Below are 12,500 nucleotides of genomic sequence, written 5' to 3'. Positions count from 1 at the left end.
CGGTACGGCCGCCGGCGCGGGCGGGCCCGTGCCGGCGGAGGCGGACTGGGCGCGGGAGCGGTCCTCCGGCGGCCGGGGGACGGCCGGGCGTTTCCCGGCGGGGCCGGCCGATCCGGTGCTGCTGGCCCGCGCGATGGAGGAGCTGGAGCGCATGGTCGGTCTGGAGCCGGTCAAGCGCCAGGTGCGGGCGCTGTCGGCGCAGCTGCACATGGCGCGGCTCCGTGCCGAACAGGGGTTGCCCGTCCAGCCGCCCAAGCGGCACTTCCTCTTCTCCGGCCCCTCGGGGACGGGCAAGACGACGGTGGCGCGGATCCTGGGGCGGGTGTTCTGCGCGCTGGGCCTGCTGGGCGGCGACCACCTGGTGGAGGCGCAGCGCTCCGATCTGGTGGGCGAGTACCTCGGCCAGACGGCGGTCAAGGCGAACGAGCTGATCGACTCCGCGCTGGGCGGGGTGCTCTTCGTGGACGAGGCGTACAGCCTGTCCAACACCGGTCACGGCATGGGCGACGCGTACGGCGACGAGGCGCTCCAGGTGCTGCTCAAGCGCGCCGAGGACAACCGGGACCGGCTGGTGGTGATCCTGGCGGGCTACCCGGAGGGCATGGACCGGCTGCTGGCCGCCAGCCCGGGCCTGGGCTCGCGCTTCACCACCCGGGTGGACTTCCCCAGCTACCGCCCGTCGGAGCTGACGGCGATCGGGGAGGTGCTGGCGGCCGGCAACGGCGACGTGTGGGACGAGGAGGCACTGGAGGAGCTGCGCAGCATCAGCGGCCACGTGGTGGACCAGGGGTGGATCGACGAGCTGGGCAACGGCCGCTTCCTGCGCACCCTGTACGAGAAGTCCTGCGCCTACCGCGATCTGCGGCTTTCGGACTGCCCGGGCACACCCTCACGGCAGGAGCTGGTGACGCTGCGGCTGCCGGACCTGATGCAGGCCTAGGGTGAGGTGCTGTCCGGCGGGGGCCCCGGGGGCCGGCGGCGCGAACCTCCGTCGTTCACCTGACCACCGCTTTGCAGCGGCGCGATGCTCAGCGGGAGGACGGCCCCGGCCCCGTGCCGTGGTGTTCGGCCAGTGCGCGCAGCGCCTTCGCGTCCCGGACGGCCTGCTGTTTCGCGATGCCGGGCTGGATGCCCATGGCGGGCAGGCTGGTGCCGTCGGCGAGGTCGAGCAGGACCCAGGGGTCGCCGGAGCGGAGGTTCACCCTGACGATCTCCGCCCACTCCAGGCGGCGGACGGTGGTGAGGTTGACGACCGTGACGCCACTCTCCTCGGCGATCACCCTCGGGCGGCTGAGCAGGGCGAGGACGCCGAGGAAGAGCAGGCCGGTGAGGACGAAGGAGGCCCGCTCCCCGGGTCCGATCTCCAGCATCGTCGCGACCGTGGTGAGGGTGGCCAGGATCGCGGCGCCGACCGACAGCAGGACGGCGCGGGTGCGGGCGGGCCGGAAGGTCACCGGCAGTTCGGGACCGGGGCCGGGGTCTGCGCCGGGCTGAGGGGCGGGGGCGGGCACGTGCGTCGCTCTCCGGTGGGTCGGGGGCTTCGGTGGGCCGGTGCTCGGGCGGGCCGGTGCGGGCCGGCGGCCTCAGAGGCGGCAGGCGTGGATGCCGGTGGTGAGGATCGCCCGGGCGCCCAGATCGTACAGGCCGTCCATGATCCGCTGGGCGTCCCTGGCGGGCACCATGGAGCGCACCGCGACCCAGCCCTCGTGGTGCAGCGGCGAGATGGTGGGCGACTCCAGTCCGGGGGTGAGGGCCACGGCCTGCTCCACCTTCTCGGCGCGGATGTCGTAGTCCATCATCACGTAGCGCCGGGCCACCAGGACGCCCTGCATGCGGCGGAGGAACTGCCGCACCTTGGGGTCGTCGGCGGGGGCCCCGGTGCGCCGGATGACGACGGCCTCGGACTCCAGGATGGGTTCGCCGATGATGTCCAGTCCGGCGTTGCGCAGCGTGGTGCCGGTCTCGACGACATCGGCGATGATCTCGGCGACACCGAGCTGGATGGCCGTCTCCACCGCGCCGTCCAGGCGGACGACGGAGGCGTCCACCCCGTTGTCGGCCAGGTGCTTGGCGACCAGGCCGGGGAAGGAGGTGGCGATGGTCATGCCGCCGAAGTCGCCGACGCCGCCCGCCGTGCCGGGGCGGGTGGCGTAGCGGAAGGTGGAGGCCGCGAAGCCGAGCTGGAGGATCTCCTCGGCGGCGGCTCCGGAGTCCAGCAGCAGGTCGCGGCCGGTGATGCCGATGTCGAGCTTGCCGGAGCCCACGTAGACGGCGATGTCACGGGGGCGGAGGAAGAAGAACTCGACCTCGTTGTCGCCGTCCACCAGGACCAGTTCACGGCGGTCCTTGCGCTGCTTGTAGCCGGCCTCATGGAGCATCGCCGACGCAGGCTCGGACAGTGAACCCTTGTTGGGGACGGCGATGCGCAGCATGGGTGGTCTTCCTTCGCTTCTTCGGGCCGGTGCGGGCGGCGCGGAGTGGGTCGTGGCGTGCGGGTGAGGGGCGCGGTCGGCGGGACGGCGCCGGGGATCCGGGGCGGTCCCGCCTACAGATGAGCGTATACGTCGTCGAGGCCGATGCCCCGGGCGACCATCATCACCTGGAGGTGGTAGAGCAGTTGGGAGATCTCCTCGGCGGTACGCTCCGCTCCCTCGTGCTCCGCGGCCATCCACACCTCGGCGGCCTCCTCGACGACCTTCTTGCCGATGGTGTGGACGCCCGCGGCCACCAGTTCGGCGGTGCGGGAGGTGGCGGGGTCGCCGGTGGCGGCCTTCTGCCGGAGCTCGCCGAAGAGCTCCTCGAATGTCTTGTTCGCCATGGTGCCCCCTACCCTACGCCGGTCGCGGACCCGTTCACCGCCAGGGTTCCGCGACGGTGCGCAGGACGGCGGCCGTGGCGACGGCGGCGGTGACCGCCTCGTGCCCCTTGTCCTCGCCGGAGCCCTCCAGCCCGGCGCGGTCCAGGGCCTGCTCCTCGGTGTCGCAGGTCAGCACGCCGAAGCCGACGGGCACGCCGGTCTCCACGGAGACCTGGGTGAGGCCGGCGGTGACACCCTGGCAGACGTAGTCGAAGTGCGGGGTGCCGCCGCGGATGACGACACCGAGCGCGACGACCGCGTCGTAGCCGCGGGCGGCCAGCACCTTGGCGGCGACGGGCAGCTCGAAGCTGCCGGGGACGCGCAGCACGGTGGGCTCGTGGATGCCCAGCTCGCCCAGGGCGCGCAGCGCGCCGTCGAGCAGGCCGCCCGTCACCTTCTCGTGCCACTGCGCGGCGATCACGGCCACGCGCAGGTCGCCGCAGTTCTTGACGGTCAGTTCGGGGACGCCCTTACCGCTCACGTTGCTCCTCGTCGACGGGTCGTTCGGTGGGTGTACGGGTGGAGATGCAGGGGTGGGGTGTACGGCGGAGCCGGTGTCACCGGCCGCTGCGGACGGGCACGGCTCCCCCGTCCAGCCAGGGCAGGTCGTGCCCCATGCGGTCCCGCTTGGTGCGCAGGTAGCGCAGGTTGTGCTCGCCCGCCTGGACGGGCACCGGCTCGCGGCCGGTGACGCGCAGACCGTACCGGGCGAGGGCGCCGGTCTTGTCGGGGTTGTTGGTCATCAGTCGCAGGGAGCGCACACCGAGGCCGGTGAGCATCCGCGCGGCGGCGGCGTAGTCGCGGGCGTCGGCGGGCAGGCCGAGTTCCAGGTTGGCGTCGAGGGTGTCGCGGCCCGCCTCCTGGAGCTGGTAGGCACGCAGCTTGGACAGCAGGCCGATGCCCCGGCCCTCGTGCCCGCGCAGGTAGATCACCACGCCGCGGCCCTCGGCGGCCACGCGGCGCAGGGAGTCGTCCAGTTGGGGTCCGCAGTCGCAGCGCAGCGAGCCGAACACGTCGCCGGTCAGGCATTCGGAGTGCACTCGGACCAGTACGTCCTCGGCGCCCTCGACGTCCCCGGCGACCAGGGCGATGTGCTCGACGCCGTCGGCCGCGGAGCGGTAGCCGTGGGCGCGGAAGTCGCCGTGTGCGGTGGGCAGGGAGGTGACGGCCTCGCGGCGGACGGCGGGAACGTCCGGGCCGGGGGCAGGGGCGGGGGCGGGTGCGGCCTGCTCGCGGGAGCGGCGGTGGGCGATCAGCGCCTCGATGGAGACGATCGCCAGTCCGTGCTTGCGGGCGAAGGGCACCAGCTCGGGCAGGCGCAGCATGGTGCCGTCCTCGCCGGCGATCTCCACGATGGCGGCGGCGGGACGCAGTCCGGCCAGGCGGGCGAGGTCGACTCCGGCCTCGGTGTGGCCGGGGCGCTCCAGCACGCCGCCGGGGCGGGCGCGCAGCGGGAAGACGTGGCCGGGGCGCACGAGGTCGCCGGCCTCGCACGCCGGGTCGGCCAGCAGCCGGATGGTGGTGGCGCGGTCGGCGGCGGAGATGCCGGTGGTCACGCCGTGGGCGGCGGAGGCGTCCACGGAGACGGTGAAGGCGGTGCCCATCGACTCGGTGTTGTCCCCGACCATCTGCGGCAGTTCCAGCCGCTCCAGCTCGCCGGCCTCCATCGGCGTGCAGATCAGGCCCCGGCACTCGCTCATCATGAAGGCGACGATCTTCGGCGTTATCAGCTCGGCCGCGACGACGAGGTCACCCTCGTTCTCGCGGTCCTCGTCGTCGACGACGACCACCGGGCGTCCGGCGGCGATGTCGGCGATCGCGCGCTCGACCGGGTCCAGCGCCAGGGTCTCGCCGGCCTCACCGCCGAACGCGTCGGCCCCTGCGGTGAGGGCGGTGGAACCGGCGGGGTACGGGTTCCGGGTGTGCAGCATGGTCATGCCGAAGCTCCTTCCAGAGTCGGGTCGTTCGCCGCCTCCGCACGGGAGCGCAGCCACCAGTCGCGCAGACCCCACAGGACGAGGACGAAATAGATGACGTAGACCAGGCCGGAGAAGGCGAGGCCGCTGCCGAAGGCGAGCGGGACGCCGACCAGGTCCACCAGCAGCCAGGCGAACCAGAACTCCACCCAGCCGCGGGCCTGGGCGAACATCGCCGCCAGGGTGCCGACGAAGATGTAGGCGTCGGCCCACGGGCTCCAGGACAGTTGCGGGTAGAGCGTGAACAGCCCGCCGACCGCGAGGGTCCCGACGGCCGTCCCGGCCAGCAGCCTGCCGCGTTCGCGCCAGGTGGCGAACCGCACGGTGATCCTGCCGTCGGCCTTGTCGTCCGCGCCGTCACCCGTCCCGTCGCCGGAGGGCCGCCCGGCAGCCGCGCTCCCGCGGTCCTCCCCCTGCGCGGGGGCGCCGCGCCGCCACTGGCGCCAGCCCCACACGGCGACGCCGATGACCAGCAGCTGCTTACCGACGCCGCCCGTGAGCTGGGCGGACGTGTATGCGGCGACCAGGATGAGTCCGGCCAGGAACTGCGCGGGCCAGGTCCAGATGGAGCGGCGCCAGCCGAGGGCGAGGGCGATCAGGCCCATGACGTTGCCGACCATGTCGGACCACTTCACGCTCTGGCCGAACGCTTCGAAGGCGGTCCCGTTGAGTGTTCCGTCGAGCCACTCCAGCACGCTCATCGGACGACCTCGGCGGCAGCGGCGGCGCGGTGGCCGAGCAGCCGCTCGACGTACTTGGCCAGGACGTCGACCTCCAGGTTGACCGGGTCCCCGACGCCCTTCACGCCCAGGGTGGTCAGGGCGAGGGTGGTGGGGATGAGGCTGACGGTGAAGTCCGCCTCGCCCGCCTCGACGACGGTGAGACTGACACCGTCCACGGTGATCGAGCCCTTCTCCACGATGTAGCGGGTGAGCCCGCCCGGGGCGGCGATCCTGACGATCTCCCAGTTCTCGCCGGGCACCCGCCCGGTGATGGTCCCGGTGCCGTCCACATGGCCCTGGACGATGTGGCCGCCCAGCCGTCCGCCCAGCGCCATGGGCCGCTCCAGGTTGACGCGGTCGCCGGCCGCCAGGGCGCCGAGAGCGGAGCGCTTGAGGGTCTCGGCCATGACGTCGGCGGTGAACTCCCCGCCGGCGGTGTCCACGACGGTCAGGCAGACTCCGTCGACCGCGATGGAGTCGCCGTGCTTCGCCCCTTCCGTCACCAGAGGGCCCCGCAGCCGGAAGCGGCTGGACTCGGCCAGCTCCTCGATCGCGACGACCTCGCCCAGCTCTTCGACGATTCCAGTGAACACTCAGGACTCCTTGGGGTCGTGGACGGCGGGGGCGGATGCGGTGGGCACGGCGGGTACCGCGGGCGCGGCGTCGATGCGCAGGTCCGGCCCGATCCGCTCGACCGCGGTCACCGCCAGCCGCGACGCGTCGGCGATGGTGGCGATTCCGGCGTCGGCGAGGGCGGCGGGCCCGGCGCCGAGGAGGGCCGGAGCGAGATAGGCGGTGACCCGGTCCACGGCTCGGGCGGCGACGAAGGCCCCGGCCAGGGTGGCGCCGCCCTCCAGTAGCACCGACCGCACGCCGCGGTCGTGGAGGGCGGCGAGCAGCGCGGCGACGTCCAGGCCCCCGCCGGGGCGGCCGGCGCGCGGCAGCCGCAGCACCTCGGCGTGCCCGGCGAGGTGGGCGGTGGCGGCCTCCGGCAGGTCGTCGGCGACGGCGACCAGGGTGGGGGCCTCACCGTCCAGGACGCGGGCGCCGGGACGGACGGCACGGGCCTCGGTGTCGGCGACGACACGCAGCGGCTGGACGGCGCCGGGGACACCGCGCACCGCGAGGTGGGGGTCGTCGGCGCGGGCGGTGCCGGAGCCGACGAGCACGGCGTCGGCCTCGGCGCGCAGCCGGTGGACGTCGGCGCGGGCGGTGCCGGAGGTGATCCAGCGGCTGGTGCCGTCGGCGGCGGCGGTACGGCCGTCGAGGGTGGCGGCGTACTTCCAGCGCACGTACGGGCGGCCCAGGCGCACCGAGGTCAGCCAGGGGGCGTTGACCTCGGCGGCCTCCTCGGCCAGGAGGCCTGCCTCGGTGTCGATCCCGGCGGCGGCCAGGGTGTCCGCGCCGCCCCGGGCGGCGGGAGTGGGGTCGGCGACGGCGTAGACCACCCGGGTGACGCCGGCGTCGATCAGGGCGCGGCTGCACGGGCCGGTGCGGCCGGTGTGGTCGCAGGGCTCCAGGGTGATGACGGCGGTGCCGCCGCGGGCCGCCCCGCCGGCCTCGGCGAGGGCGTGGACCTCGGCGTGGGGGCCGCCGGCGCGCCGGTGCCAGCCCTCGCCGGCGATATGCCCGGCGGCGTCGAGGACGACGCAGCCGACGACGGGGTTGGGGCTGGTGGAGCCGAGGCCGCGGGCGGAGAGGGCGACGGCACGGCGCATGGCGTCGCGTTCGCGCTCCCGCGCGGTGGGCGCTGCGGCTTCGGTGGCCACCGGGTCCTCCTGCCTCTTCGGGCACGGACTCCGGGGCGGTACGGGAAACGAACGGTCTCGCGGGGTGGACGGGACGCCGGGCGGCGGGCCGGATCTCCGGGCCCGGCAGGGCAACCGTGGATCCGCCTACGGCGGCGTACCGGCCGTCTCGCGGCCCGCCGCGCACTGCCTCCCATCCGGACTTTAACCGTCGGTCCAGGAATTTCACCTGGTCAACCGGCCGCTGGCAGCGGTCGGGTCGCGGACTGTAACCGCCGGTTCGGACTTTCACCGACCCCGGAGTGCGCTTGACGTTGGTACGCGACCAGTGTGCCACGTCCGGTTGGAGCGGCACCAGAGAGGGCCTGTGGAGCGGCTCACAGCACTGAACGGACAACTGGTCCAGACCTATTGACCTACTGGTCTAGTCCTCTTAGTGTCTGCGACACCTCCGAGGGACCGGCTCCGGGGGGGCGCACGCCCGGGCCCGAGCACCGTCCGTCCCGGGGCGCACCGGTCTGTCCGCCCGGTCCGCCCCGGCGCACGGGACCTCTGCACAGAACTCCCCACTCGACCCCTCACCGCATCGGAAGGTCCACGCATGTCGTCCAGCGTGTCCGTCCCCGCCCTCCGCGGCAGACCGCCCCGCGCCCGTACGCGCGCCGGGGCGGTACTCGCCGCGACCGCCGCGGCCGTCGCCGGGCTGCTGCTCGGCACCCTGCCGGGCTCTCCCTCCCACGCCGCCGAGGACCATGCGTCCTGCCGCCCCGACGGGCTGTACGCGACGCCGGGCGTGAGTGTTCCCTACTGCACGGTCTACGACACCGCCGGGCGCGAGAAGATGGGCGCCGACCACCAGCGGCGCATCATCGGTTACTTCACCGGCTGGCGCACAGGGGCCGACGGCACGCCCCGCTACCTCGCCTCCGACATCCCCTGGGACAAGGTCACCCACATCAACTACGCCTTCGCGCACGTCGACGGCGGCAACCGGCTCTCGGTGGGACCCGACGGGCCGGAGAACACCGCGACCGGCATGACCTGGCCCGGTGTCACGGGTGCGGAGATGGACCCGGCCCTGCCGTACAAGGGCCACTTCAACCTGCTCAACAAGTTCAAGAAGCAGCATCCGGAGGTCAGGACGCTGATCTCGGTGGGTGGCTGGGCCGAGACCGGCGGCTACTTCGGCCCCGACGGCAAGCGGGTGGACTCCGGCGGCTTCTACACCATGGCCACCAATGCCGACGGATCGGTCAACCGGTCGGGCATCGACACCTTCGCCGACTCGGCCGTGGACTTCGTCAGGAAGTACGGCTTCAACGGCGTTGACATCGACTACGAGTACCCCACGACCATGAAGGACGCGGGCAACCCTCTCGACTGGTCCATCGCCAACCCCCGCCGCGCCGGACTCGTCAGGGGTTACGCCGCCCTGATGAAGACCCTGCGCGAGAAGCTCGACCGCGCCGGCGCCGCCGACGGTAAGCATTATCTGCTCACCGTCGCCGCGCCGTCCTCGGGCTACCTGTTGCGCGGCATGGAGACCTTCCAGGTGCAGAAGTACCTGGACTACGTCAACATCATGTCGTACGACCTGCACGGCGCCTGGAACGAGTACGTCGGCCCCAACGCCTCGCTGTACGACGACGGACGTGACGGCGAACTGGCCCAGGCAGGCGTCTACACCACCTCCCAGTACGGCGGGATCGGCTATCTCAACACCGACTGGGCCTACCACTACTTCCGCGGTTCGATGCCGGCCGGCCGCATCAACATCGGCCTGCCCTACTACACACGCGGCTGGAAGAACGTCACCGGCGGCACGGACGGGCTGTGGGGGAAGGCCGCGGCGACGGAGTGCCCGGCCGGCTCGGGACTGACCAGATGCGGCGACGGCGCGGTCGGCATCGACAACCTCTGGCACGACAAGGACACCGCCGGCGAGGAGTCCCCGGCCGGTTCCAACCCGATGTGGCACGCCAAGAACCTGGAGAAGGGCATCGTCGGTGACTACGTCGACGAGTACGGCCTGCCGGCGGACACGAAGCTCACAGGCACCTACGCCAGGAAGTACGACGCCACCCTCACCGCACCGTGGCTGTGGAACGCGCAGAAGAGGGTCTTCCTGTCCACGGAGGACGAGCAGTCCGTGAACGCCAAGGCCGACTACGTGGTCGACAAGGGCATCGGCGGCACCATGGTCTGGGAGCTGGCCGGCGACTACGGCTGGAATGCCGCCAAGGGCCAGTACGGGATGGGCGACACGCTCACCACCGCGATGTACGAGAAGTTCAAGGCCGCCTCACCGTACGGGGCGCGGCGCGCGGGCACCGAGACGCCGAGCCAGGCGCTGGACATCGACGTGGAGTTCGGCAAGTTCGCCCTCGGGGACTCCAACTACCCGATCAGCCCCAAGTTGAAGATCACCAACAATTCGAAGGCGACCCTTCCCGGCGGCACGGAGTTCCGGTTCGACTACGCCACCTCGGCGCCGGGCAACGCCAAGGACCAGTCGGGCTTCGGTACCACGATCGTGGCCAGCGGGCACACCAGGACGGGGAACGTCGGCGGGCTGGACGGCGACTTCCACCGCGTCTCGCTGAAGCTGCCCGCCTGGCAGACTCTGGCGCCGGGCGCGTCGGTCGAACTCGACTTCGTGTACTACCTGCCGGTGTCCACGCCGTCGAACTGGACGGTGTCCTTCGGCGGCAGGACGTACGGGCTGGCCGGGGACCTGGCACGCGGCGTGACGGTGGTGGACGGCGGTGGCACGACGACCGGCGGCACGACGACCGGCGGCACCACCGGCGGCACCACCGGCGGCACGACGACCGGCGGCACCACCGGCGGCACCACCGGCGGCACGACGACCGGTGGCACCACCGGCGGCACGACGACCGGCGGCACGCAGTGCGCCGCGCCCGCCTGGAGCCGGGCGACCGCCTACCCCGGCGGTGCCACCGTCTCCTGGGAGAACCGCACCTGGAAGGCCAAGTGGTGGACGCAGGGCGAGCAGCCCGGTACCACCGGCGAATGGGGCGTCTGGCAGGACCTGGGCCCCTGCTGACCGGGGCTTCACCCCGGTGAACCGCTCCCGCCGGGCCGCGTCCAGGGCCGTCACCAGCCCACCGCCGAGCACCGGGCTCCCCTCGACCCTGCCGCACAGCACCTCGGTGGCCAGCGGGGACATCCCGGCCAGACGGCCGGCCACCCGTTCCGCGAGTGGCCGCCCCCCGGCCCGCCCCACCTCGCCGCCGAGCACCACGCAGCCGGGGTCGAGTACGGAGGCGACGGCCGCGACGCCCACGGCGATCCGTTCGGCCAGCGCGTCCAGGAACGCCTCGGCGCCGGCCCCCGGCGTGCCGGCCACCGCGGCGCGCACCACCGCCTCCGCGGCGTGGACGCCGCCTATGGGGGCGTGCCGCGGCGGCCCCACGCCGTGTTCGCGCGCCAGCGCGCACACCGCCCCGGCCCCGGCCAGGGAGTGGAAACCGCCGTCGCAGTCCGTCGCCGACGGCGGCCCGGAGGTGCCGGGCACCGGCAGGAAACCGACCTCGCCGGTGCCCCCGGAAGCGCCGCGGCGCAGTGTGCCGTCCAGGATCACGGCGGCTCCCACCCCGTGTCCCAGCCAGAGCAGGACGAAGGTGTCTCGTCCGCGCGCCGCGCCGAGGCGGTGTTCGGCGATGCCCGCGAGGTTCACCTCGTTCTCCAGCACCACCGGAACCCCCAGCCGTTCGCGGATCGCGGCCGGGACACGGGCGTGCCAGGCCGGCAGCGCGCTGCCGCGGCCGAGGGTTGCGGTGGCCGGGTCGATCATGCCGGGGGCGCCGACGGCGACGGTGTGCAGCGTGGTGACGCCGTTCTCCCGCAGCACCTCCCGCAGGGCGGTCACCGTCCGCTCCACGGGGTCGTCCTCGCCCTCCCCGCCGTCTCCCGCGGGCAGTTCCGCCCCGCCGGCCGCACCGCCCGCCAGGTCGGCCAGGGCGAAGGATACGCTGCCGGCGCGGACGTCGACGGCCGCGACGTGGGCGCGGTCGGCGACGAGGCCGTACAGCCGGGCGTTGGGCCCGCGGCGGGCCTCCCCCGTCTCCCCGACGTCCCGGACCAGCCCGTCGTCGGTCAGGCGCCGCAGCAGGTCGGCGACGCTGGGGCGGGACAGGCCGGTCAGCTCCTTGAGCCGGCCGGCCGTCAGGGGGCCGTGATCCACCAGCAGTTCCAGCGCGATCCGGTCGTTGATGGCGCGGGCCGTGCGGGGTGACGCGGTGTGCGCGGGGCGGACCGGGGCGGCGGAGGACGCGGGCCGTGGGGGCGTGCTCATGAAGGGATCCTCGCAGATTTCCTTTTTCATTCAGGAAGGCTTCCTGATAGTTTACGCGCATGCCCTCCTCCTCCATCCGCCGGGCCCGGCGCTCGGTCGCCCTGGTCTTCGCCCTGCACGGCGCGGTCTCCGGCGGCTTCACCACCCGCATCCCCTGGATTCGCGACCAACTCGACCTGAGCAACGGCCAGTTGGGCTTCGCTCTGGCCTTCCCCGCGATCGGTGCCTCACTCGCCATGCCACTGGCCGGGCGTATCGTGCACCGCTACGGCGGACGGACGGCGGTACGCGCCCTGCTCGTGCTGTGGTGCGCCTCCCTCGCCCTGCCCGCCCTCTCTCCCCACCCGGCCGTGCTCTGCGCCGCGTTCCTCGCCCTGGGCGCCACCGCCGGTATGGCGGACGTGGCCATGAACGCCCAGGGGGTGGAGGTGGAGCAGCGCTACGGTCGTTCGATCATGTCCGGGCTGCACGGCATGTGGAGCGTGGGCGCGCTGCTGGGCTCGGCGGCCGGGGTGGGCGCCGTCCACCTCGGCGTGGACGCCCGCATCCACCTGTCGCTGGCCGCGGCCGGCCGGCCCGCGGCCGTCCCGGCCGCCTGCCGCGGGCTGCTGGACGTACGCCCCGCGCCCGGGCAGGAGGCGCCGCCGCGCTTCGCCCTGCCGCCGCGTTCGGCCCTGCTGATCGGCGCGGTGGGGATGTGCGCGGTGCTCGCCGAGGGTGCCTCGATGGACTGGTCCGGTGTCTATCTCAGGGATGTCACCGGCGCGTCGGCGACGGTCGCGGCCGCGAGCTACACCGCGTTCGCCTGCACCATGGCCGTCGCCCGCCTGCCGGGCGACCCCGCCGAGCGCCGCAACGGCCCCCTCCGCACCCTGCGCG

11 protein-coding genes, 1 pseudogene and 1 riboswitch are annotated in these 12,500 nt (G+C 73.5%); of the genes and pseudogenes, 3 read left to right on the top strand and 9 right to left on the bottom strand.

All coding sequences use genetic code 11. The annotated features are described in order from the left end of the window. The coding region (locus tag AC2CJA_RS17025) for an AAA family ATPase (protein ID WP_484603540.1) at positions 1-940 on the top strand (940 nt) is incomplete at its 5' end. 88 nt (positions 941-1,028) lie between these two features. On the opposite strand, the gene AC2CJA_RS17020 is transcribed toward AC2CJA_RS17025, so the two are convergent. From AC2CJA_RS17020 to ribD, 8 genes are all read right to left on the bottom strand, one after another. Beyond that, positions 1,029-1,511, bottom strand: coding sequence for a PH domain-containing protein (locus tag AC2CJA_RS17020; RefSeq protein ID WP_484603539.1), 483 nt, complete (start codon positions 1,509-1,511; stop codon positions 1,029-1,031). 72 nt (positions 1,512-1,583) lie between these two features. After that, a complete protein-coding gene (gene hisG, locus AC2CJA_RS17015) occupies positions 1,584-2,432 on the bottom strand; it encodes an ATP phosphoribosyltransferase (RefSeq protein WP_484603538.1) in 849 nt (282 codons plus the stop codon). Between the two features lie 113 nt (positions 2,433-2,545). After that, a complete protein-coding gene (locus AC2CJA_RS17010) occupies positions 2,546-2,818 on the bottom strand; it encodes a phosphoribosyl-ATP diphosphatase (RefSeq protein ID WP_241717475.1) in 273 nt (90 codons plus the stop codon). A gap of 34 nt (positions 2,819-2,852) precedes the next feature. Next, positions 2,853-3,338, bottom strand: coding sequence for a 6,7-dimethyl-8-ribityllumazine synthase (gene ribH, locus AC2CJA_RS17005; RefSeq protein WP_484603537.1), 486 nt, complete (start codon positions 3,336-3,338; stop codon positions 2,853-2,855). Between the two features lie 76 nt (positions 3,339-3,414). Further along, on the bottom strand, positions 3,415-4,788 hold the full coding sequence (locus AC2CJA_RS17000; RefSeq protein WP_484603542.1) for a bifunctional 3,4-dihydroxy-2-butanone-4-phosphate synthase/GTP cyclohydrolase II: 1,374 nt from the start codon (positions 4,786-4,788) through the stop codon (positions 3,415-3,417). 2 nt (positions 4,789-4,790) lie between these two features. Beyond that, the gene (locus AC2CJA_RS16995; RefSeq protein WP_484603536.1) at positions 4,791-5,534 is read right to left on the bottom strand and encodes a nicotinamide mononucleotide transporter family protein; all 744 of its coding nucleotides are present in this window, start codon (positions 5,532-5,534) and stop codon (positions 4,791-4,793) included. Next, entirely contained in the window at positions 5,531-6,148 is a 618-nt protein-coding gene (locus AC2CJA_RS16990) for a riboflavin synthase (protein WP_484603535.1), read from the bottom strand. Before AC2CJA_RS16990 ends, AC2CJA_RS16995 begins: the two co-directional genes overlap by 4 nt. Next, positions 6,149-7,273 (bottom strand): bifunctional diaminohydroxyphosphoribosylaminopyrimidine deaminase/5-amino-6-(5-phosphoribosylamino)uracil reductase RibD, encoded by a 1,125-nt coding sequence (gene ribD / locus AC2CJA_RS16985; RefSeq protein WP_484603541.1) that lies wholly within the window; start codon positions 7,271-7,273, stop codon positions 6,149-6,151. 209 nt (positions 7,274-7,482) lie between these two features. Then, positions 7,483-7,613: riboswitch (FMN riboswitch) on the bottom strand. 291 nt (positions 7,614-7,904) lie between these two features. Here ribD and AC2CJA_RS16980 point away from each other — a divergent pair. Beyond that, positions 7,905-10,370 (top strand): chitinase C-terminal domain-containing protein, encoded by a 2,466-nt coding sequence (locus tag AC2CJA_RS16980; protein ID WP_484603534.1) that lies wholly within the window; start codon positions 7,905-7,907, stop codon positions 10,368-10,370. A gap of 18 nt (positions 10,371-10,388) precedes the next feature. On the opposite strand, the pseudogene AC2CJA_RS16975 reads toward AC2CJA_RS16980, so the two are convergent. Further along, a pseudogene (locus AC2CJA_RS16975) lies at positions 10,389-11,621 on the bottom strand (ROK family transcriptional regulator); the annotation flags it as partial. A gap of 59 nt (positions 11,622-11,680) precedes the next feature. On the opposite strand from AC2CJA_RS16975, the gene AC2CJA_RS16970 reads away from it, so the two are divergent. Continuing rightward, positions 11,681-12,500 (top strand): MFS transporter (locus AC2CJA_RS16970; protein ID WP_484603533.1); only part of this gene is annotated, 820 nt, incomplete at its 3' end.

It is taken from the genome of Streptomyces sp. ATLC9, assembly GCF_057196705.1.
This window is presented reverse-complemented; position numbering and strand designations above follow the sequence as displayed.

Bases quoted from the DNA above. Each gene is read 5' to 3' on its own strand.
- hisG (WP_484603538.1), bottom strand. From the start codon at position 2,432: ATGCTGCGCATCGCCGTCCCCAACAAGGGTTCACTGTCCGAGCCTGCG.
- AC2CJA_RS17010 (WP_241717475.1), bottom strand. From the start codon at position 2,818: ATGGCGAACAAGACATTCGAGGAGCTCTTCGGCGAGCTCCGGCAGAAG.
- AC2CJA_RS17000 (WP_484603542.1), bottom strand. From the start codon at position 4,788: ATGCTGCACACCCGGAACCCGTACCCCGCCGGTTCCACCGCCCTCACC.
- AC2CJA_RS16995 (WP_484603536.1), bottom strand. From the start codon at position 5,534: ATGAGCGTGCTGGAGTGGCTCGACGGAACACTCAACGGGACCGCCTTC.
- ribD (WP_484603541.1), bottom strand. From the start codon at position 7,273: ATGCGCCGTGCCGTCGCCCTCTCCGCCCGCGGCCTCGGCTCCACCAGC.
- AC2CJA_RS16980 (WP_484603534.1), top strand. From the start codon at position 7,905: ATGTCGTCCAGCGTGTCCGTCCCCGCCCTCCGCGGCAGACCGCCCCGC.